This is a genomic window from Actinoallomurus vinaceus, assembly GCF_039542055.1.
Classification (GTDB): Bacteria; Actinomycetota; Actinomycetes; order Streptosporangiales; family Streptosporangiaceae; genus Actinoallomurus; species Actinoallomurus vinaceus.
Map to the genome: position 1 here is coordinate 40,323 of NZ_BAABHK010000009.1, position 21,969 is coordinate 62,291.

General features: G+C 70.3%; 15 protein-coding genes. 10 read left to right on the forward strand and 5 right to left on the reverse strand.

Going from position 1 to position 21,969, the window contains the following annotated elements; translation table 11 throughout:
• Positions 1–32: 32 nt before the first annotated feature.
• Positions 33–737, reverse strand: a complete 705-nt coding sequence (locus ABEA24_RS29125; protein ID WP_345434350.1) for a class I SAM-dependent methyltransferase — start codon at positions 735–737, stop codon at positions 33–35.
• Between the two features lie 194 nt (positions 738–931).
• On the opposite strand from ABEA24_RS29125, the gene mfd reads away from it, so the two are divergent.
• The 6 genes from mfd to ABEA24_RS29155 all read left to right on the forward strand — a co-directional run bounded on the left by mfd (position 932) and on the right by ABEA24_RS29155 (position 13,002).
• Positions 932–4,516 carry a transcription-repair coupling factor gene (gene mfd / locus ABEA24_RS29130; RefSeq protein ID WP_345434351.1) on the forward strand — a complete coding sequence of 1,195 codons (3,585 nt, stop codon included), beginning with the start codon at positions 932–934 and terminating at the stop codon, positions 4,514–4,516.
• An 84-nt stretch (positions 4,517–4,600) separates the two neighbouring features.
• Positions 4,601–5,284: a hypothetical protein gene (locus tag ABEA24_RS29135; RefSeq protein ID WP_345434352.1), complete on the forward strand. Its 684-nt coding sequence runs from the start codon at positions 4,601–4,603 to the stop codon at positions 5,282–5,284.
• Positions 5,272–6,201, forward strand: coding sequence for a nucleoside triphosphate pyrophosphohydrolase (locus ABEA24_RS29140; RefSeq protein ID WP_345434353.1), 930 nt, complete (start codon positions 5,272–5,274; stop codon positions 6,199–6,201). The genes ABEA24_RS29135 and ABEA24_RS29140 overlap by 13 nt, the downstream gene beginning before the upstream one ends.
• 289 nt (positions 6,202–6,490) lie before the next feature.
• Positions 6,491–8,725, forward strand: a complete 2,235-nt coding sequence (locus ABEA24_RS29145) for a transglycosylase domain-containing protein (protein ID WP_345434354.1) — start codon at positions 6,491–6,493, stop codon at positions 8,723–8,725.
• Between the two features lie 103 nt (positions 8,726–8,828).
• Positions 8,829–11,216 (forward strand): penicillin-binding protein, encoded by a 2,388-nt coding sequence (locus ABEA24_RS29150; RefSeq protein WP_345434355.1) that lies wholly within the window; start codon positions 8,829–8,831, stop codon positions 11,214–11,216.
• Positions 11,217–11,481: 265 nt separating this feature from the next.
• Positions 11,482–13,002 carry an MFS transporter gene (locus ABEA24_RS29155; protein ID WP_345434356.1) on the forward strand — a complete coding sequence of 507 codons (1,521 nt, stop codon included), beginning with the start codon at positions 11,482–11,484 and terminating at the stop codon, positions 13,000–13,002.
• Positions 13,003–13,207: 205 nt separating this feature from the next.
• Here the strand turns inward: ABEA24_RS29155 and ABEA24_RS29160 are convergent, their stop codons facing one another.
• The 4 genes from ABEA24_RS29160 to ABEA24_RS29175 form a co-directional block, all read right to left on the reverse strand.
• Positions 13,208–14,941, reverse strand: coding sequence for an alpha/beta hydrolase-fold protein (locus ABEA24_RS29160; protein ID WP_345434357.1), 1,734 nt, complete (start codon positions 14,939–14,941; stop codon positions 13,208–13,210).
• 155 nt (positions 14,942–15,096) lie between these two features.
• Positions 15,097–16,008: an ABC transporter permease gene (locus tag ABEA24_RS29165; RefSeq protein WP_425551244.1), complete on the reverse strand. Its 912-nt coding sequence runs from the start codon at positions 16,006–16,008 to the stop codon at positions 15,097–15,099.
• On the reverse strand, positions 15,998–16,777 hold the full coding sequence (locus ABEA24_RS29170; protein WP_345434358.1) for an ABC transporter ATP-binding protein: 780 nt from the start codon (positions 16,775–16,777) through the stop codon (positions 15,998–16,000). Before ABEA24_RS29170 ends, ABEA24_RS29165 begins: the two co-directional genes overlap by 11 nt.
• A gap of 25 nt (positions 16,778–16,802) precedes the next feature.
• Complete coding sequence (locus tag ABEA24_RS29175; RefSeq protein ID WP_345434359.1) at positions 16,803–17,846, reverse strand: ABC transporter substrate-binding protein; 1,044 nt, start codon at positions 17,844–17,846, stop codon at positions 16,803–16,805.
• 290 nt (positions 17,847–18,136) lie between these two features.
• Here ABEA24_RS29175 and eno point away from each other — a divergent pair, with 290 nt between their 5' ends.
• From eno to ABEA24_RS29195, 4 genes are all read left to right on the forward strand, one after another.
• A complete protein-coding gene (gene eno, locus ABEA24_RS29180; RefSeq protein ID WP_345434360.1) occupies positions 18,137–19,417 on the forward strand; it encodes a phosphopyruvate hydratase in 1,281 nt (426 codons plus the stop codon).
• A gap of 12 nt (positions 19,418–19,429) precedes the next feature.
• Positions 19,430–19,852, forward strand: a complete 423-nt coding sequence (locus ABEA24_RS29185; RefSeq protein WP_345434361.1) for an FtsB family cell division protein — start codon at positions 19,430–19,432, stop codon at positions 19,850–19,852.
• A gap of 252 nt (positions 19,853–20,104) precedes the next feature.
• Positions 20,105–20,725: a DUF501 domain-containing protein gene (locus ABEA24_RS29190; RefSeq protein WP_345434362.1), complete on the forward strand. Its 621-nt coding sequence runs from the start codon at positions 20,105–20,107 to the stop codon at positions 20,723–20,725.
• A 127-nt stretch (positions 20,726–20,852) separates the two neighbouring features.
• Positions 20,853–21,938 (forward strand): Ppx/GppA phosphatase family protein, encoded by a 1,086-nt coding sequence (locus ABEA24_RS29195; RefSeq protein ID WP_345434363.1) that lies wholly within the window; start codon positions 20,853–20,855, stop codon positions 21,936–21,938.
• The last annotated feature ends 31 nt before the right edge of the window (positions 21,939–21,969 follow it).

Below are 21,969 nucleotides of genomic sequence, written 5' to 3' on the forward strand. Positions count from 1 at the left end.
ACCATTGAACTCTACGCTCTGCCCACGTCACCTCAGATGATGCGCGCGTAGCGATTCTCCGGCTTGCGGATCACCATGGTGGCCTCGCTGTACGCCGAGGTCACCCGATTCCGGGACAAGGCGGCCAGGGCCCGGCACAGCATGGTCACGGCCAGCCCCGACCTGGTCACCGTCGCGGCGGACGTGTGCTCTTCGGTGACGACCAGCCCGCGCATGAGGCAGTACGCCCGCATCCCGGACAGCGACGCGGCCCGTTCGTACACCGCGTGCGGCGGGGTCTCGCGCTGCCAGAGCACGGACCGCAGCCACCGCGGCGCGACCCGGTCCAGACGTCCGAAGGCGGTGTCGCGGTCATGGAACCGCACGAGCAGCAGCCCGCCCGGCTTCAGTGCCGCGACGATCCGGTCGAGGACCAGCTCGGCGTGCGGGATCCGCTCGATCAGGTACGAGGCGTGCACGACGTCGTACACGCGCGGCGGCATGGGCACCGTCCGCAGATCCCCCAGATGCCAGGCGTCGAGGTCACGGCGGACCCGGACACGCGCGCGGACGTCCGGCAGGTCGACGTCGACCCCGGTGACGTGGCACTCGACGGCGCCCAGCTCGAGCGGAGCCTTCCGGCCGCATCCGGCGTCGAGGACGTGCAGTCGCTCGAAGGGCCTCTCCTCGGCGTACGCGCGAACGCGTTCGCGGAAGAGGTCACCGTCGAAGGTCGGCGGCGTGCGCAGCTCGGTCACGCCCCGGAGCGTAGCCCTCCGCTCGCTCCCCGTGCTCACATTCGACATTGTGCGTGTCGTGCGGGGGCACGGGGCAGGGGCGTACCCGCTCGGGCGGGGCACGGGCGGCGTGTGGTACACGCGGCGCGTAGGCTGGTGACCCCGGGGGTGAGATCGCTCTCGGGCCTTCACGCTGCCTCACCCTTGATGAGCTGATGACGCTTTCCGGACTGCTCGACGTCGCCGCCGCCGATCCCGCACTCGTCCGCGCCCTCAAGAGTGCCGACGCCCACCTGGACCTCGTCGCGCCGCCCGCGCTGCGCCCGGTCCTCGGCGCCGCGCTCGCCCGCGAGCGTGGGCGCACCGTCCTGATGGTCACCGCGACCGGCCGGGAGGCCGAGGACCTCACCGCGGCCCTGACGAGCCTGCTCGACCCCGCCGCCGTCGCGCAGTTCCCGGCCTGGGAGACGCTGCCGCACGAGCGCCTGTCGCCGCGTTCGGACACGGTCGGCCAGCGCCTCGCCGTGCTGCGGCGGCTGGCCCACGGCGACCCCGACGACCCGGCGGCCGGTCCGCTGCAGGTCGTCGTCGCCCCCGTGCGGGCCGTGCTGCAGCCCCTCGTGTCCGGGCTCGGAGACCTGGAGCCCGTGCGCCTGCGGGCCGGCGACGACGTCGAGTTGGACGACGCCGTGCGCCGCCTCGTCGACGGCGGGTACAACCGCGTCGACCTGGTCGAGAAGCGCGGCGAGATCGCCGTCCGCGGCGGCATCCTCGACGTGTTCCCGCCCACCGAGGAGCATCCGCTGCGGGTGGAGTTCTGGGGCGACCAGGTCGAGGAGATCCGCTACTTCAAGGCGGCCGACCAGCGTTCGCTGGAGATCGCGCAGGAGGGGCTGTGGGCACCGCCGTGCCGGGAGCTGCCGCTCACCGCGTCCGTCCGCGAGCGCGCCCGTGACCTCGGCCGCCAGCACCCGGCGCTCGCCGAGATCCTCGAGCAGATCGCCGACGGCGCGGCCGTCGAGGGCATGGAGGCGTTCGCGCCGGTCCTCGCCGACCATATGGAGCTGCTCCTCGACGTGCTGCCGGCCGGTTCCTCCGTGGTCGTCTGCGACCCCGAGCGCATCCGCACCCGCGCGGCTGAGTTGGTCAGCACGAGCCAGGAGTTCCTGGAGGCCTCCTGGGTCAACGCGGCGGCCGGTGGAGAGGCGCCGATCGACCTCGGCGCGGCCGCGTACAAGACCCTCGACGAGGTCCGCGACCACACGGCCGAGCTCGGCCTCGCGTGGTGGACGATCACCCCGTTCGCGAGCGCGGAGTCGGCGGGCAGCGGCCCGACCCGGCGCGAGTACTCCGCGGCCACGGGCGAGCTCACCGAGATCGCCGCCGACGACACCTCAGGCGATGACGACGGCGGGGCGTTGCGGATCGGGGTCCGCGCGGCGGAGTCCTACCGGGGCGACACCCAGCGGGTGATGGCCGACGTCAAGGGCTGGATCCACGAAGAGTGGCGCGTCGTCCTGGTCACCGAGGGCCACGGGCCGGCCGAGCGGCTGGCCGAGGTCGTCCGCGAGGAGGGCCTCGGCGCGAAGGTCGTCGACCTGTCCGGGCCGCCGGAGCCCGCGATCGTCAACGTCGCCTGTGGGCTCCTCGAACACGGCTTCGTCTGGGACGACGTGAAGCTCGCCGTGCTCACCGAGACCGACCTGTCCGGGCAGAAGTCCTCGACCAAGGACATGCGGCGGATGCCGTCGCGTCGTCGCGGCGGCGTCGACCCGCTGCAGCTCACCCCGGGCGACTACATCGTGCACGAGCAGCACGGCGTCGGCCGGTACGTCGAGATGGCCAGCCGGACCGTGCAGGGCGCCACCCGCGAGTACCTCATCATCGAGTACGCCAAGGGCGACCGCCTGTTCGTGCCCACCGACCAGCTCGACGAGGTCACCCGCTACGTCGGCGGCGAGGCGCCCAGCCTGCACCGGCTCGGCGGCGCCGAGTGGCAGAAGCAGAAGGGCCGGGCGCGCAAGGCCGTCCGCCAGATCGCGGGCGAGCTGATCCGGCTCTACTCCGCGCGGCAGGCCTCGCCGGGGCACCCGTTCCAGGTGGACACCCCGTGGCAGCGCGAGCTGGAGGACGCCTTCCCGTACATCGAGACGCCCGACCAGCTGGCCGCCATCGACGAGGTCAAGGGCGACATGGAGAAGGCGGTCCCGATGGACCGCCTCATCTGCGGCGACGTCGGCTACGGCAAGACCGAGATCGCCGTGCGGGCGGCGTTCAAGGCGGTGCAGGACGGCAAGCAGGTCGCCGTGCTGGTGCCGACGACGCTGCTGGTCCAGCAGCACCTGTCGACGTTCGCCGAGCGGTTCGCCTCGTTCCCGGTCGTGATCAAGCCGATCAGCCGGTTCCAGACCGACAAGGAGGTCGCCGAGACGCTGCGCGGCGTCGCCGACGGCGCCGTCGACCTCGTCATCGGCACCCACCGGCTGCTGTCGCCGGAGACCCGGTTCAAGGACCTCGGCCTGATCATCATCGACGAGGAGCAGCGGTTCGGCGTCGAGCACAAGGAGCGCATGAAGGAGATGCGCACCCAGGTCGACGTGCTGGCCATGTCGGCCACGCCGATCCCGCGCACCCTGGAGATGGGGCTCACCGGCATCCGGGAGATGTCGACGATCCTCACGCCGCCAGAGGAGCGGCACCCCGTCCTGACGTTCGTCGGGCCGTACGACGACAAGCAGATCGCGGCGGCCATCCGGCGGGAGCTGCTCCGCGAGGGCCAGGTCTTCTTCGTGCACAACCGGGTGCGGTCGATCGACAAGGTTGCCAAGCACCTCACCGAGCTCGTGCCGGAGGCCCGGGTCGGCGTCGCGCACGGCCAGATGAACGAGCACCAGCTCGAGAAGATCATGGTCGACTTCTGGGAGAAGGAGTACGACGTCCTCGTCGCCACCACGATCGTGGAGAGCGGCCTGGACATCCCGAACGCCAACACCCTGATCGTGGACCGTGCCGACATGTACGGCCTGTCGCAGCTGCACCAGCTGCGCGGCCGCGTCGGCCGGGGCCGGGAACGCGCGTACGCGTACTTCCTCTACCCGCCCGAGGTGCCGCTGACCGAGACCGCCCACGAGCGGCTCGCGACGATCGCCCAGCACACCGAGATGGGCGCGGGCATGTTCGTGGCCATGAAGGACCTGGAGATCCGCGGGGCCGGCAACGTCCTCGGCGCCGAGCAGTCCGGGCACATCGCCGGGGTCGGTTTCGACCTGTACGTCCGCATGGTCGGCGAGGCCGTGCGCGAGCTGCGCGAGGAGGGCGTCCCCGAGACGCCCGAGGTCAAGGTGGAGCTGCCGGTCGACGCGCACATCCCGCACGAGTACGTCCCCGGCGAGCGGCTGCGGCTCGACGCGTACCGCCGGATCGCGGCGATCCAGAACGACGACGAGATCGTCGCCGTCCGCGACGAACTGGCCGACCGCTTCGGACCCCCGCCGGTGCCGGTGCTGAACCTCCTCGAGGTCGCGCGGTTCCGCGCCCTCGCCCGCAAGGGCGGCCTGACGGACGTCACCCTCCAGGGCAACCACATCCGGTTCTCGCCGGTCAGCCTGCCCGAGTCGCGGACGGTGCGGCTGCAGCGCCTGTACCCGAAGAGCATCCTGAAGACGGCGACCAATACGCTGCTGGTGCCGGTGCCCAAGACCGCTCCGCTGGGCGGGCGCCCGCTGCGCGATCAGGAGCTGCTGAAATGGTGTACCGATCTGGTGGAGGCGCTGTTCCTCGCCGATCCCGTGGCCAGATGACGAGCCGGGGCGAAGAGATCCCCGGCGCTGGACGTACCCGCGACCGACGGGCCGCGGACGACGAATGAGAAGGACGAACGCCCTGTGACCCGTAAGCCGTTCACAATCACTCTGGGCGTGGTGCTCGCCGGTGCCGCGCTGACCGCCTGTGGCCCCCTCAAGACCGGCGCGGCGGCCCTGGTCGGGAACGACCGCATCACGGTCGCGAAGCTCAACGCGACGGTCGCCGAGTGGTCCAAGGAGCTGCCGAAGTACCCCGCCGCGCAGCAGATCGCCCAGCAGGCCCAGGCGCAGGGGCAGCAGGTGCCCTTCGACCCGTCGTCGCCGCAGCGCAGCGCCCTCTACCAGCTCGTCGACATGAGGGTCTGGGAGGAGGTCGCCCGTAACGGCGGGGTGCGCGTCAGCGGCGGCCAGGTCGACGCGCTCATCGCGCGCAACGGCGGGATGGCGACGCTCGACGCCAACGTGGTCGCCCAGGGCCTGCCGGTCAGGTACAGCCGCGACTACGCGAAGTCGGTCCTGCTCCGGCAGGCGGTCCTGCAGCGGTACGGCGTGACGACCGCGACCGACCAGCAGTCGCAGCAGCAGGCGCTGCAGCAGGTCGCCGGCAGCTACCAGCGGGCGGGGCGCCGCCTCAAGCTCGACGTGAACCCGCGCTACGGCTCCTTCGACTTCCAGCACATGACGCTCGGCCCGGTCTGCCCCACCCTGTCCAAGCCGGACTCCGGCACGCCCAGCGCGAGCGGCGGGACCTCGTGCCAGGTCTGACCTTCCTCGCGTCCTCGCCGCGGGTCGCGCCGGGGCAGCTGACCTGGCCGGCCTGGGAGGCCCTGCGCTCGGCCGACCGGGTGCTCACCGGCACGGCCGAGCACCCGCAGCTGCCGTACGTCCGGCAGGCCGGCGTGGAGGTCGAGATCACCGAGGCGGACGCCGCCGCCCTCGTCCGTGAGGCCTCATCGGGCACGGTCGTGTGGCTGGTCGACCCCGAGGGCGACGAGACGCTGATGCGCTCGGTCGGCTCGATCCTCGTCGGGCTGGACGAGCCGCCGCAGATCGAGGTCGTCCAGGGCGCGTACGACCTGCCCGGCGCGCGGTTCCTCGACCTCGTCGCCGTCATGGAGACGCTGCGGCGCGAGTGCCCCTGGGACCGCAAGCAGACGCACGCCTCCCTCGCGCCGTACCTGCTGGAGGAGGCGTACGAGGTCGTCGACACGATCGAGGGCGGTGACCTGGAGGCGCTGCGCGAGGAACTCGGCGACGTCCTGATGCAGGTGGCGTTCCACGCGGAGGTGTCGCCGGACTTCACCGTGGACGACGTGGCCGAGGGCATCGTCGAGAAGCTCGTCCGCCGGCATCCGCACGTGTTCGGTGACGTCACGGTCGCGGACGCCGACGAGGTCAACGCCAACTGGGACAAGATCAAGTCGGCCGAGCGCGGTGAGGACGCGTCGATCTTCCAGGGCGTCCCGATGGCGCAGCCGGCGCTCTCGCTCGCCGCCCAGCTGCAGCGGCGCGCCGCCAAGGCCGGGGTGCCGGAGGAACTCTTCAGCGACGACGAGGTCGGCGCGGACCTGTTCGCGCTCGTCCGCCGCCTCCGCGAGGAGGGCCGCGACCCCGAAGCCGAGCTCCGCGCCGCCGCCCGGCGCTTCCACGACCGCGTCGAGCGGCGAGAAGACGCCGAGTAGCCCTCCCACCCGGCGGCGCGGCGGCCTGAGGGCAGGCCGACGTCGGCGTTCGCCCACGGACCCCGGCGCGGCACCCTCCCGTGCTCGCCTACGGATCCGGGGCCCGGCGCTGAACCCTCTTGGTTCGCCTACGGATCCTGGGGGGCGAAGCGCTCTGCGCGGCACCCCCGTGTTCGCCCACGGATCGTGGGGCGGGGCGGCCGGCGCGGCACCCGCTCACGTCTCGTACGCCGCCGGGACGCGCCCTACAGGTTTCCGGTCACCGTCTGTGTGGGGATGACCGCGAAGTGTGGAGAAGCATTCGCGGGGGCGATCGGCGCGGCTCTCAGATCTACTGATCGCCGGGGTCGCCGCAGGCGTGCTGTCGGCGGTTCTCGTGCTGCAGTTCGCGCTGCCCGCCGGGCTGGGCGTCAAGCATGCCAGGCACACCTTCGAGACGCTGCCCCACGCGCTGATCTCCCCGGTGCTCCCGCAGCGGTCGGTCATCCTGGCCGCCGACGGGTCGAAGCTCGCGACGTTCTACTACGAGAACCGCCTCGAGGTGCCGCTCGCCAGCGTGGCCCCGATCATGCGGCAGGCGATCATCGCCATCGAGGACAGCCGCTTCTACCACCACGGGGCGCTCGACGCGAAAGGCATCGTACGGGCGCTGGTCGCCAACCTCAGCGCGGGCACCGTCATCCAGGGCGGTTCCACGCTCAGCCAGCAGTACGTCAAGAACGCCCTCGCCGAGACGGCGACCACCACCACGGCGCGCCGGGAGGCGCTCGAACCCACCGCGGCCCGCAAACTGCGCGAACTGCGGTTCGCCGTCGCCCTGGAGAAGCACCTCACCAAGGACCAGATCCTCGAGCGGTATCTCAACATCGCCTACTTCGGCGACGGCGCGTACGGCGTGGAGGAGGCGGCCCGGCACTACTTCCGGGTGCACGCCGCCGACCTGACCCTCGTCCAGGCGGCGACGCTCGCGGGGATCGTACGCGCGCCGCAGACGTACAACCCGAACCTGCACCCGATGCGGGGCCGGGAACGCCGCGACACCGTCCTCGACCGCATGGCGGAACTGAAAGTGATCACCCCGCAGCAGGCCGCCGAGACGAAGACCCGGCCGCTCGAACTGCGGCTCACCGGCACGCCGAACGGCTGCGTGGAGAGCTCGGCGCCGTTCTTCTGCGACTACGTACAGCGGGAGATCCTGGCAAACCGGGCGTTCGGCAAGACGGCGCAGGAACGCCGGTTCCTGCTGCAGCGGGGCGGCCTGCAGATCCACACCACGCTCGAACCCGGCATGCAGAAAGCCGCGCAACGTGCCCTGAACCACTACGTACCGCCTGACAACAAGTCGGGTAAGGCGGCTGCTGAGGTTCTCGTCCGGCCAGGGACGGGAGAGATCACCGCGATGGCCATCGACCGGCGGATGGGCGACAGCACCAAGCGGGGCACCCTGTGGGTGAACCTCGCCGCCGACGCCGACCACGGCTCCAGCCTGGGCATGCAGGCGGGGTCGACGTTCAAGGTGTTCACCCTGGCGGCGGCGCTGGACAAGGGCATGGCGTTCGGGGACGAGCTCGACGCGCCGAAGTCCTTCGTCCCCACCGGATTCCGAAACTGCGACGGGAACCGGGTCGGCGACCCCAACGTCTCCCTCGGCAACGCGGCCGACGGGGAGGGCGGGAAGAAGTTCACACTCGTGACCGGCACCTGGCATTCGGTGAACACCTTCTTCCTCCAGTTGGAGCGGGAGGTCGGGCTGTGTGCGACGTACAAGATGGCCAATCGCCTGGGCATGCGCCGGGCCACGGGGGAGAAGCTGGAGCAGTACCCGTCGTTCACGCTCGGGTTCAACACCGTCTCGCCGCTGCGGCTCGCGGCCGCGTACGCGGCGTTCGCGGCGCGCGGCCGGTACTGCCGCCCGATCGCGATCACGCGGATCGACGGGCCGACCGGATCGCTGCCTGCGCCGCGAGCCAAGTGCCACCAGGCCATCGACGAGGGCGTCGCCGACGCGGTCAGTCACGTGCTCCAGGGGGTGCTGACCAAGGGCACCGCCAAGGGCAACGACATCGGGCGGCCCGCGGCCGGTAAGACGGGCACGGTCGACAACTTCTCGGCCGCCTGGTTCGCCGGGTACACCCCGGACATGGCCAGCGCCGTCTGGGTCGGTGACCCGCGAGGCGGATACAAGCATCCGCTGCGCGACGTCTGCCTGGGGGACGCCTGCTACGGCGAGGTGTTCGGCGCGGACGTGCCCGCGCCGATCTGGCGGGAGACGATGGAGGCGGCGCTGCGAGGAGTCCCGGAGCACGGCTTCCACGGCCCGCCCGGGGACTACTTCCGGAAGGGGGACGGCGAGAAGGAGGACGACAAGGACAAAGACAAGAACAAGGACAAGGACAAGAACAACGACAAGGACGCGGCGGGGGACCAGGATGGGGGCGAGACCGAGCCGCACGAGCCGGACGGCGGCACGTCGCGCCCGATAATCATGGGCCTGCCGTTCTTCTGGCCGTCGATCCGGGAGTGACGCGAACTCGTTTGTGTGGCATTCGCCTCATATGGGGGTATTCGGTGGTGTTTTGTTAGGGCAGTGAGATCCCTCTGGGTCCGGTTCGTCGTACGCTGACCCCGTGTCATCTGGGGTCAGTCCGCAGCGAGACGCCTTGGGGATCATCGGGCGTCTCGCGGGCACCGGTGTCGTCGCCGGGGTGTTGGTGGCGCTGATCGCCTTCTCCACCGTCGGGGTGGCCGGCATCGGCGCGCGTAACAGCGCGAACTGGTTCGAGGGCATCCCCGGCGATCTGCGCACCCCGCCGGTCGCGCAGCGCTCGGTGATCCTGGCCGCCGACGGGTCGAAGCTCGCGACGTTCTACTACGAGAACCGCCTGGACGTGCCCCTGAACAAGGTGGCGCCCATCATGCGCAAGGCGATCCTCGCCATCGAGGACAGCCGCTTCTACGAACACGGCGGGCTGGACTTCAAGGCCACGGTGCGCGCCCTCGCCAGCAACCTCGCCGCCGGAGAGGTGACGCAGGGCGGGTCGGGCATCACCCAGCAGTACATCAAGAACCTCCTCGTCGAGACCGCCGACAACGACGCGGAACGCCGGGAGGCCCGGGCGGAGACACCCTCGCGGAAACTCCGCGAGCTCCGCTACGCCGTGGCGATCGAGAAGCAGCTCACCAAGGACCAGATCCTCGAGCGGTACCTCAACATCGCCTACTTCGGCAGCGGCGCGTACGGGATCGAGGCGGCCTCCCGGCACTACTTCGGCAAGCCCGCCGCCCAGCTCTCCCTCGCCGACGCCGCGCTCCTCGCCGGCATCGTCCGCTATCCGTACGCCTACGACCCGACCGTCAACCCGGGCCTGGCCACGCAGCGGCGCAACACCGTGCTGGACCGCATGCGCGAGCTCGGCTGGATCCCGGCCGCCACCGCGTCGGCCGCCCAGCGGGCGCCCCTGAACCTGCACATCAAGTCGACCCCGAACGGCTGCGTGGAGAGCTCCGCGCCGTTCTTCTGCGACTACGTCGAACGTGAGATCCTCGACGACCCGGCCTTCGGCGCGACCGTCAAACAGCGGCAGAAACTGCTCCAGGGCGGCGGGCTGACGATCCGGACGACCCTGGACCCCCGGATGCAGCAGGCCGCGCAGCACGCGGTCGATCACTACGTGCCGCCGAAGAACTCCAGCCACAAGGCGGCCGCCGAGGCGCTCGTCGAGCCGGGCACCGGCGAGATCAAGGCCATGGCCGTCGATCGAAAACTGGGGCCCGCCGAGCAGCGGGGCAAGACCTGGGTCAACTTCGCCGCCGACTCCGATCACGGCACCAGCATCGGCATGCAGGCCGGGTCCACCTTCAAGATCTTCACGTTGGCGGCCGCCCTGGACCAGGGCATGCCCTTCGGTCACCGCCTTGAGGCTCCCGACCACTACACCCCGACCGGGTTCCGTGACTGCGACGGAAGATCGGTGAGCTCCAACGAGTCGCTGGGCAACGCCGCCGACGGCGAGGGCGGCCGGTCGTTCAGCCTGGTCACCGGCACGTGGCACTCGGTCAACACGTTCTTCCTGAAACTGGAGAAGCAGGTCGGCCTCTGCGACACGGTCAAGATGGCCGAGAAGCTCGGCATGCGGCGCGCCGACGGTTCCGCGCTGCAGCAGTACCCCTCGTTCACGCTGGGCTTCAACACGGTCTCGCCGGTGCGCCTGGCGGCGGCGTACGCGGCGTTCGCGGCGCGCGGCGAGTACTGCAAGCCGATCGTCCTCAAGAAGATCACCGACACGGCCGGCCACGAGCTGAAGATTCCGAGCGCCGGCTGCCACCAGGCGATCGACAAGGGCGTCGCCGACGCGGTCAACCACGTGCTGGAGGGCGTGCTCACCAAGGGCACGGCGGCCGGCATGGGCATCGGCCGTCCCGCCGCGGGCAAGACCGGCACCGTCGACGGGTTCTCGTCGGCCTGGTTCGCCGGGTACACGCCCGACCTGGCGAGCGCGGTCTGGGTCGGCGATCCGCGCGGCGGTTACCGGCATCCCCTGCGGGACGTGTGTCTGGGCGGCCGCTGCTTCGGCGAGGTGTTCGGCGCGGACATCCCCGCGCCCATCTGGCGGCAGACGATGCTCGGCGCGCTGGAGGACGTGCCCGAGCACGACTTCCACAGCCCGCCGAGCGACTACTACAGCGAGGGCTCCGGCGAGGACCGCGTCCACGTCCCCGACGTGCTCGGCCTCAGCCCGTCGGAGGCCGCCGGCCGGCTGAGCGCGGCGGGCTTCGACGTGAGCTTCGGGCCACGCGTCGACTCCGACACGTACGCCAAGGGCACCGTCGCGCGTACGTCGCCCGGTGCCGGCGCATCGGTCGAGCCCGGCGAGACGATCACCATCTACGTCAGCAAGGGCGCGAAGAAGGGGCCCAAGCCCCCCGTCGTGCCGCCGCCCGGCGGGCCCAGCTTCCCGCCGGTGCCGACGCCCCCCGGCGGGACTCCGGCGGGCCGGACTCCCGACGGTCTGTGATCCGCCTCTGATCGGTGCGGTCGCTGAGCCGCGGTCCGCGTCGGAAGGGCGACGGCCGGTGTCCACCCGCCTGTGCATATCGGGTGTATGCGGCAATTCGCCGCAATATGCATATGCGGTGACTTTTAGTGCTTAACGGGTGGGAAGCGATGAACCGCTCCCGGAACCTCAGATCTGTCCGCGATCCCTTCACTACGTCGTGTGGGCTTTCTACCGTGATCGAATCCTGACGGTATGCAACCAATCACACGGCAAAGGAGACGACGTGGGCGCTTCCCCGCTGCAGCCCACCGTGCGGAGCCTAGTACCCGCGCGGATCGATCGGCTGCCCTGGTCACGCTTCCACACCCGGATGATCGCCGCCCTCGGGGTGGCCTGGGTGCTCGACGGGCTGGAGATTCAGATCGCCAGCATCGTCGGACCGGTCCTGCAACACGCCGGAACCCTGCACCTCAGCTCGCAGGAGGTCGGGTTCTCGGCGACCATCTACCTGATCGGTGAGGTGGTCGGCGCGCTGGTGTTCGGCCGGCTGTCCGACAAGCTCGGACGGCGCAAGCTTTTCATCGCCACTCTCGGGCTCTACCTCATCGCCAACGGTCTGACCGCGTTCTCGTTCAACTACGCGAGCTTCCTCGCCCTCCGCTTCATCGCCGGAATGGGCATCGGCGGCGAGTACGCGGCGATCCACTCCGCGATCGACGAACTGATCCCGGCACGCTATCGCGGCCGGGTCGACCTGGCGGTCAGCGGCACCTACTGGTTCGGTGCGATCATCGCGTCGCTGAGCGAGTACATCCTGCTCAACAAGGACATCCTGCCCGACAACTGGGGTTGGCGGGTCGGCTTCTTCATCGGGCCGATCCTCGGCCTGGCGATCTGGGGGCTGCGGCGCACGCTGCCGGAGAGCCCACGCTGGCAGCTCGCCCACGGGCAGGCGGAAGAGGCGGAGAAGACCGTCGCGTTGATCGAACGCGAGGTCGAGGCCTCCGGCAAGACCCTCGAGCCCGTCGACCCCGACAAGTACATCGAGGTGCGCCCGCAGGAGTCGGTGTCGTTCCTCCAGGTCGCGCGGATCCTGTTCCGGCAGTACCCCTCGCGGTCGCTCCTCGGCGCCACGCTGATGATCAGCCAGTCGTTCCTCTACAACGCGATCTTCTTCACGTACGGCCTCGTGCTCAAGCACTTCTACGGAGTCTCCGACCACGATGTGGCGAAGTACTTCTTCGCCTTCGCGGCCGGGAACCTCCTGGGCCCGCTGCTGATCGGCCGGCTGTTCGACACGATCGGCCGCAAGCAGATGATCGCCGGGACGTACCTCGTGTCCGGCGTGCTCCTCGCGGTCAGCGGCTACCTGTTCAAGATCGGATCCCTGACGGCGTTCACGCAGACGGCGCTCTGGACGGTGATCTTCTTCATCGCCTCGGCGGCGGCCAGCTCGGGCTACCTCACCGTGAGCGAGATCTTCCCGATGGAGCTGCGTTCCCAGGCGATCGCGCTGTTCTTCGCGATCGCCCAGGTCTTCGGGGCGCTCGGTCCGACGATCTTCGGCTCCCTGATCGGCGACCAGGACCACCCGGACCGGGGCAAGCTGTTCATCGCCTACCTCATCGCGGCGGGCGTCATGGGCCTCGCCGGAGTCGTTGCCGCGATCTTCGGCGTGCGATGCGAGGGGGCATCCCTGGAGGACATCGCCGCTCCGCTCAGCTCGGTCCGGAAGGCGCCTGAGCGGCTAGCCGAGACGATCGACGACCTCGAGCCGGGTCCCGGCCCGGCACCGGCGATCTGACGCCGCACGGTCCGGCGCGGGCGGTCTGACGGTGACGGTCCGCGCCGGGGGTCCGACGGTGACGCGCCGGCGGTCTGACGCCGCACGACCCCGCACCGGCGGTCCGGCGGTGTACTGTGCCGCACTGGCGGTCTGACGAAGTACGGTCCCGCTCCGGAGCTCTCCGGAGCGGGACCGTCGCCGTTCGGTGGGGGGAGCGGAGCGGTCAGCGGGGGAGGCCGACCGACTTCTCCGGGGGCACGATGACGCCGCCGGAGGGGTTCAGCCGGGCCTTCGCCGCCGGGCCGCGCCAGGCGCGGACGTCGGTGCCGGCCGGGGCGTGGCGGGCGATGTAGTCGGCGTAGACCGTGAACCACTCCTGCGCGGTGTACGGCGACCAGCCGTGCTGCTTGGCGCGGCCGTACACGAACGTCGCGTCCGCGGTGGGCGACGTGCGCGCGCCGAGGGTCTGCTGCAGCAGCTCCACGGCGTCGTTGAGGAAGTAGGTGTCGGTGTCGCCGACGTAGACGTAGATCCTGCCCTGGAGCTTCGGGCCGAGGGCCGGCCATTCGGCGGCGAGCTTGGCGCTCAGGTCCATCGGCTTCCACCGTGCGGAGACGGCGGGATCGATCGCACCCGTCCGCTTGTCCCAGGCGAGCGCCGGATAGCCGTCCGCGCCCTGCGGGCCGTACACCGCCTCCCAGATCGCCCAGGCGCCCCCGGACCGGTCACGGTCGCCGCGCGCCAGTTCCCAGAGGTTCTCCTGCGCCATCACGTAGTTGGTGTCGCCGGCGACGTTCCGGCTGTCCGGGCGGGGCGTGCGGTCCCAGTCGCGGATCGTGTCGTAGGCGTTCGCGTCGCCGTACACGTTGACGATCTGGTGACGGTGGAAGTCGACCGGGTCCGGATAGCCGGCGAACGTCCCGCCGTACACGTCCGGATAGAAGACCTGGCTCGCGAGCGCCTCCCAGCCGCCCGTCGAGCCGCCCGCCGTGATGCGCGCCCAGGGCGCCGCGATCGTACGGAACCGGGCGTCGATCGCGGGGATCAGCTCCTTGGTGGTGGCGTCGCCGTACGGGCCGAGGTTCGCGGAGTTCACCACGTACGAGGAGTCGTAGAAGGGGTTCTCCTCGCGGACCTCCACACTGATGAACCGGGGTGCGCTCCCCGACATCCACCACTTGGAGAAGGCGTTGCCCTGGTCCTCGCGGAAGCCGTGCGGAGCGTTCGTCGTGAAGTGCGCGAAGTGGTACTCGACCGGGTACCGCGTGTTCCCGGAGGCGTCGTAGTCGGCGGGCAGGAGCACGTTCGCGCCGACGTACATCGGCTGTCCCCAGAACTTCGACAGGGACGGACTGAGGATCTTGATGTGCTTGACGTGGGGAGTGTCCGCAGGGTTGCCCTGCTGGCAGGTGCCGCCGGCCGGCACCGGCTGGGCAGGCGTGATCACGTGGTCCAGATTCAGCCGGATCGTTCCGGAGCGCCGTGGCGCGACGTCGATCGTCTGCGGCGTGCCGTACATGTTGCCGGGCGAGTTGAACAGATCCTGCCCGTCGCCGCACGGCATGTGGAGCTTCACGGTCGAGCCGTCGGCGCGGTGGAACGTCGTGTAGACGTTGAAGAACGCCTGCACCGTGTAGCGCCCCGACGGCAGGTCGCGCAGCCGCTCCAGCGGATAGCCGTACGCCTGCCCGTCCACGTACGCGGTGCGTCCGGGCCGCAGGCCGTCGACGTTCCGGCCCCAGAAGGGCACGCCGCCGGTGATGTCGATCTGCTCGCGCGGCTCCGGCGTGTCCTTGCGGGAGAGCACGACGTACACGCGGCCGTCCGCGGCGGCCTGCCGAAGGGACGAGGGGAACGATACGGCGAACCGCAGCGACGGATGCGCGTCGTCGGCGGCGGCCGTTCCGGCCCCCACCAGCAGCATCAGGCCGGCCACGCCGATGACACGAGCCCGCACGGGCGTGCCTCCTCTTGATCAAATGCGAGGTTACGGCGTGGACGATGTCACGAATTCGGCCGCTACGGAATGGGTGATAAGGGGTTAGCCGGACTCTTGGCCGGTTCAGGCCGGGCTCGGGTGCGGCTTCGGCGGTCGCCTCCTCCGTGGGTGGTTCAGGACGGGTCGAGGCCGCGCCGGGCGCGCAGGGTGCGGTCGGCGGCGGAGAACAGCCGGTCGATCACGATGCCGATCACCAGGATCACGATCATGATCGCGATCATGTCGGGTGCGTCGATGTTCTCCCGGGCGTACTCCAGGCGGACGCCGAGTGACGTGTGATGCCCGATGATCACCAGGAGCTCGCCCGCCATCAGGCTGCGCCACGCGAACGCCCAGCCCTGCTTGAGCCCGGTCACGAACGCCGGAAGCGACGCGGGCAGGATCAGATGCCGGTACAGCGCGAAGCCGCGCAGCCCCAGGATCTTCCCCGCCCGCAGCAGGATCGGCGGCGTGTAGTCGACGCCCGCGATCAGGCCGTTGGCGATCGACGGCGCCGCGCCGAGCACGATCACGAACAGGATCGCGCTCTCACTGAGCTGGAACAGCAGGATGGCGAGCGGGAACCAGGCGATCGAGGGCATCGTCTGCAGGCCGGTGATCAGCGATCCGAACGCCACCCGCAGGAACCGTACGCGTGACACCACCGCGCCGATCACCGCCCCGACGACGATCGCGAGCGCGAACCCGACCACGGCCCGGCGCATGGTCAGGGCCAGCCCCGACCAGAACGCCGACTCGCTCAGATCCTTGCCCAACTGGGGGAAGACCTGCCCCGGCCCGGGGAGGACGTACGTCGGCTTCCAGCCGCTGAGGACGACGAGCTCCCAGGCGCCGATCCCGATGGCGATCGCGGCGAGCACCGGCCACACCGACGACCAGGCCCGGTGCAGCAGGCCGGGACGGGAGCGCGCCGCCATCTCCAGTGCGTCCAGCCCCGCGATCTGACGGTCGAGCACGTCCGTCACCGTCGAGACCGGGCCACCCGGCACCACCGATTCGACGATGTTCTGAATGTCACGATCCATGACGGCCGACCTCCTCGCGCAGCCGATCGGTTATCTGTCCCGCGAGGGTCGCGACCTCGCCGGAGTCGATGCGCCGGGGACGATCCAACGGCACGGGGAACTCCTCGACCACGCGGCCGGGACGGCTGGACAGCAGGACGACGCGGTCGCCGAGACGTACGGCCTCGCGCACGTTGTGCGTGACGAACAGCACGGTCAGGGAACGCTCCGACCAGATGCGTTCCAGCTCGTCGTGGAGCAGGTCACGGGTCATCGCGTCGAGCGCGCCGAACGGCTCGTCCATCAACAGCACGTCGCTGTCCTGGGCGAGGGCCCGGGCGATGGCCACGCGCTGGCGCATCCCGCCGGACAGTTCGTGCGGGCGCTTCTTTCCGAAGCCGTCGAGATGAACGACCTCCAGCAGTTCGGCCGCCCGCCGCCGGCGTTCGGCCTTCGGCACTCCGCGAGTGCGCAGTGCCAACTCCACGTTGCCGGCGACGGTCAGCCACGGGAACAGCGCGGGCTCCTGGAACATCAGGCCCACCCGCGCCCCGCCGACGTCGATCGTGCCGAGCGTGGGCCGGTCCAGCCCCGCGACCAGCGACAGCAGCGTGCTCTTGCCGCATCCGGACGCTCCCAGGATGCAGACGAACTCCTCGGGCGCGACCGACAGCGACACCTGGTCCAGGGCCAGGAGTGCGCCGCCGCCGGTGCCGTACGCCTTGGAGACACCCTCGATCCGCACCGAGGGTGCGGTCGTACGCTCTGGGTCCCTTGTCGTCACAGCCATGTCTTCTCCCTCGGGCGAGCCCCCGTCAGGACCCGCTCACCGCCGGCTTGCCCTTGGCCTTCAGGACCTCGTTGAGCGGGCCGAGGTCGTAGATGCCCTTCAGGTCGACGTGGTCGAGCAGGCCGACCGCCTCGGCGTGCTGGGCGCTTGCGTTCAGCGACGACGCGATGGGGTCGTTGGTGAAGGTGACGTTCTTGAACGTGGCGTCCAGCGCGGCCTGCTTGAGCGGCTTGCCGGTCAAGGACGCCAGTTCCGCGTTGGCGGCCTGTTCCGCGCCGGCCTTGTCGGAGTTGATGTAGTCGGTCGCCTCGACCTGCGCCTCGAGCAGCTTCTTCACCAGGTCGGGATGTTCCTTCAGGAACTGGGTGCGCACGATCAGGTTCGTGATCACGAACTTGCCGCCCGGCCACAGCGAGGCCTCGTCGACCAGCTTCTTGCCCTTGTCCTCCAGGACCAGCCGGGAGGCGTACGGCTCCGGCACCCAGGCCCCGTCGATCTGACCCTGCGCGAACGCCTGCAGGGTCTGGGAGTTGTCCTGGGGGACGACGTGGACGTCGCCTCCGCCGGTCTTGTCCGTCTTGAGGCCCTGCTGCTTGAGCCAGTAGCGCAGGGCGACGTCCTGGGTGTTGCCGAGCTGCGGCGTGGCGATCTTCTTACCGCGCAGATCGGCGGCGGACTTGATGGACGGTTTGACGATCAGGGCGGCGCCGCCGCTGGCCGTACCAGAAATGATCTTTATGGCTTGGCCGTGCGATTTCACGAAGGCGTTGATGGCGGGGTTCGGGCCGACGTACGTCGCGTCCACCGCCCCGGAGAAGATCGCTTCGGTGGCGGCCGGACCGGCGTTGAAGGTGACCGTCTTCGGCGCCTTGCCGAGGTACTTAGTGAAGATCCCCTTCTGCACGCCGACCAGCGCCGTGGCGTGGGTGATGTTGGGGAAGAAGCCGAGCTTGACGGTGGTGTCGTCGCCGGAGGAGGAGCCGGACGCCTTGTCGCCGCCGCCACACGCGGTGAGCAGCCCGGTGCCGGTGAGGAGGGCAAGGGCGAAGGCCGCGAACCGCGGTTTCATTGTTACTCCCATTTTGTCGATCGAACAGGTGTGATTGGTCGCTTAAGTAGACAAGGCGCACGAAGTAAGCGTCAAGTAGCCGCGATACGGGTGTAACCGTCCAACTACGGGGCGAAGGGGTGCCAGCTGGGCGCTCGTCGATACGGGCGGGGTCTCCCCTGGCACGATCCGGCCATCAGAGGTCCCCGGCGGACGAGAAAGGCGCAACGGGGGTGGCGTTGCACGGTCGCCCTACCCAGGTTGGCTAGGCTCGGGGCGGAAACGTTTGGCAGTGATCACAAGGAGCTCAAGTGTCGTCGATCGATGCCGTACACGCTCGGGAGATCCTCGACTCGCGTGGTAACCCCACAGTCGAGGTGGAAGTGCTGCTCGACGACGGCAGCGAAGCACGTGCCGCAGTGCCCAGCGGCGCCTCGACCGGCCAGTTCGAGGCGGTCGAACTGCGCGACGGTGGCGAGCGCTACAACGGCAAGGGCGTCGAGAAGGCCGTCCTCGGCGTACTCGACGAGATCGCCCCCGAGATCCTGGGCTACGACGCGGACGACCAGCGCCTGATCGACCAGGCGCTCATCGACCTCGACGGCACCCCGGACAAGTCCCGCCTCGGCGCCAACGCCATCCTCGGCGTCAGCCTGGCGGTGGCCAAGGCGGCGGCGAAGGCGGCGAACCTTCCGCTGTTCCGCTACGTCGGCGGGCCCAACGCCCACCTGCTGCCGGTGCCGATGATGAACATCCTCAACGGCGGCGCCCACGCCGACACCAACGTCGACATCCAGGAGTTCATGGTCGCGCCGATCGGCGCGTCGACGTTCAGCGAGGCGCTGCGCTGGGGCGCGGAGACGTACCACGCGCTGAAGTCCGTCCTGAAGGGGCGCGGCCTGGCGACCGGGCTCGGCGACGAGGGCGGCTTCGCCCCCGAGCTGCCGAGCAACCGTGACGCCCTCGACCTGATCCTCGAGGCCGTCCAGCGGGCCGGTTTCCGGCCGGGCACCGACATCGCGCTCGCCCTCGACGTCGCCGCGACGGAGTTCCACTCCGACGGCGTGTACGCCTTCGAAGGCGGCAAGCGGTCCGCCGAGGAGATGGCCTCCTACTACGGTGAGCTGCTCGACGCGTACCCGCTCGTCTCCATCGAGGACCCCCTGTCGGAGGAGGACTGGAGCGGCTGGAAGGCCCTCACCGACGCCGTGGGGACCCGCGTTCAGATCGTCGGCGACGACCTGTTCGTGACCAACCCCGAGCGCCTGCAGCGCGGCATCGACGCCGGATCGGCCAACGCTCTCCTCGTCAAGGTCAACCAGATCGGCACGCTGACCGAGACCCTCGACGCGGTGAGCCTCGCCCACATGAACGGCTTCCGCACGATGATGAGCCACCGTTCGGGCGAGACCGAGGACACCACGATCGCCGACCTGGCGGTCGCCGCCGGCTGCGGCCAGATCAAGACGGGCGCCCCGGCGCGGAGCGACCGGGTCGCCAAGTACAACCAGCTGCTGCGCATCGAGGAGCTCCTCGACGACGCCGCGCGGTACGCCGGTGCGGCGGCCTTCCCCCGATTTCACTGGGAGTGAGAGCCCGCACCGATGGCAGAGGCGAAGCGACGACCGCCTGAGCGGAACGCCAGGGACGCGCGGCGGACTCATCTGACGAGCCGCGCCGCGATCCTGGCGGTCGTCGCATGCGCCATCGCCCTGAGCCTCGCCTATCCCGTCCGGGAATACATCGCCCAGCGCCGGGAGATCGCCCAGCTGCGCGTGCAGCAGCGCGTGGCGCAGGCTCAGGTCGAGCAGCTCTCCCGGCAGAAGCAGCGGCTCGGCGACGAGTCGTACATCAAACGCGAGGCCCGTCGCCGGCTGCACATGTGCGACCCGGGGGCGAAGTGTTACGTGGTGCTGGGCGGGGGCCAGAACGGTGGCCAGGACGCCGGTCCCAAGCGTCGGCCGCCCACCCCGCCCTGGTACGTCACGTTGTGGCGGTCGGTGGACGCGGCCGATCGCCGTCGCTGACCGCATACCCTTTCAGGCGTTATTCGGGTTCGGCTGGCATCCTGATTCGGTGCAGCGCCCTCGGCGAAGCGGGTTCCAGCGGGTGCCGGCTTGGTGGCACAGGGCCGAGTGGTGCCACTTCGAGGGCCGCCGGTTCGAGCGGCGGCCGACTGCGGTGGGCCGGCTCCGCGGGTTTCAGCCGGGCCTGGTTGGAGACGGCGCACGTTCGACAGGGCAGGATTCGGCGGATGCAGGTTCCGGCGGTGCGGGCGTATGCCGGCAGGCGGGACCTGTCGGGTGACTCCGGAGGACGTACCGGTGATCGATGAACGCGACGTCGCGGCGGTGGCCGCGCAACTGGGCCGTGAGCCCCGGGGGCTGCGGGCGGTCGCCCATCGCTGCCCCTGCGGGCTGCCCGACGTCGTCGAGACCGCGCCGCGACTGCCCGATGGCACGCCATTTCCGACGTTGTTCTACCTGACCTGCCCCAAAGCCGCCTCGGCGATCGGCACGCTCGAGGCCAGTGGGCTGATGCGCGAGATGACGGACCGGCTGGCCGCTGATCCGGAGCTGGCCGCGGCGTACGAGGCCGCGCACCGCGACTACCTTGATCGCCGTGATGTCGCCGCCGAGGACGAGGGCGTCGAGCCGCTCCCCGAAGGAATGCAGAGCGCGGGTGGCATGCCGACCCGGATCAAGTGCCTGCACGCCCTCGTCGCTCACGAACTCGCCGTACCCGGGGCGAATCCCTTCGGCGGGGAGGCGCTGGCGGCACTGCCCGACTGGTGGCGTACCGGCCCGTGCGCGGCCTCCGGTCCGCGTCCGGCTTCGAGCGGCCCCGAAGGTGAACGCTCTTCGGAAACTGGTGACACGAAGAGTCAAGGACTGTCATGATCTGTGTTGCGCCGAGGGTGGCGGCCGTAACGGACGTCGTGGAGGTGCCGAGCCGGGGCGGCTCGGCCGGAGGTGACGGAGCGCGGCGCCGCCGCGCCGACGAGGTGCGCCGGGAGGCGAACGAATCGTGAGCACAGCGACACGCGTCGCAGCGGTCGACTGCGGTACGAACTCGGTTCGTCTGCTCATCGCCGACATCGCGGACGGTCGGCTGACCGACCTCGAACGGCGAATGGAGATCGTCCGCCTCGGGCAGGGCGTCGACGAGACCGGCCGGCTGGCTCCCGAGGCGCTCGACCGCACGTTCGCCGCCATGCGCGGTTACGCGAAGCTGATCGCCGCACACGACGTCACCGGCACCCCGATCAAGACGAGGGTCGTCGCCACGAGCGCGACCCGTGACGCGACCAACCGCGACGACTTCGTTCGGGGCGTCGTCGACATCTTCGGCGTGGAACCCGAAGTCATCTCCGGCGACGAAGAGGCCCGCCTCTCGTTCATCGGCGCGACCAAGGACCTGTCGTCACTTCGGCCCATGCGCCCGTACCTCGTCGTCGACATCGGCGGCGGCTCCACCGAGTTCGTCTTCGGCACCACGGAGGTGGAGGCCGCGCGCTCGGTCGACATCGGCTGTGTGCGGCTCACGGAGCGGCACCTCCGCTCCGATCCGCCCTCACCCGAACAGGTCGCCGCGGCCGTCGCGGACATCGACGCCGCCCTCGCCAGCGTGCGCCACGGAGAGGTGGAGCCGGAGGCGGTGAGTCCGAGCGGGCTCCCCGGACGCGGTCCGGCCACCGCCGATCCGGCGGTGAGCGCCCGCGTCGGCACCGAAGCCCCACCCCTGCCCGAACCCGCCGCCGACCGAACCCCCGGCGACCTCCCCGCCGTTCCCGTCGCCGAGGCGCGCACCCTCGTCGGCCTGGCCGGCTCGGTGACCACGGTGGCGGGCATCGCACTCGGCCTGCCCGAGTACGACTCGGAGCGCATCCACCTGTCTCGGATCAAGGCGCGGGAGGTGCACGACGTGACACGGACACTGCTCCGCTCGACGCACGACGAGCGCAGCAGGATCGGCGTGATGCACCCTGGGCGAGTGGACGTCATCGGCGCCGGAGCGCTCATCCTCGACCGCATCATGCGCGAGTACGCCTTCGCCGACCTCATCGTGAGCGAGCGGGACATCCTCGACGGCATCGCCTGGTCGCTGGTCTGACGAGATGCCTGATGGGATCTCCGGTGGGGTG

Bases quoted from the DNA above. Each gene is read 5' to 3' on its own strand.
- ABEA24_RS29170 (WP_345434358.1), bottom strand. From the start codon at position 16,777: ATGGCTGTGACGACAAGGGACCCAGAGCGTACGACCGCACCCTCGGTG.
- ABEA24_RS29190 (WP_345434362.1), top strand. From the start codon at position 20,105: ATGCCGGCAGGCGGGACCTGTCGGGTGACTCCGGAGGACGTACCGGTG.
- ABEA24_RS29175 (WP_345434359.1), bottom strand. From the start codon at position 17,846: ATGAAACCGCGGTTCGCGGCCTTCGCCCTTGCCCTCCTCACCGGCACC.
- mfd (WP_345434351.1), top strand. From the start codon at position 932: ATGACGCTTTCCGGACTGCTCGACGTCGCCGCCGCCGATCCCGCACTC.
- ABEA24_RS29165 (WP_425551244.1), bottom strand. From the start codon at position 16,008: ATGGATCGTGACATTCAGAACATCGTCGAATCGGTGGTGCCGGGTGGC.
- ABEA24_RS29185 (WP_345434361.1), top strand. From the start codon at position 19,430: ATGGCAGAGGCGAAGCGACGACCGCCTGAGCGGAACGCCAGGGACGCG.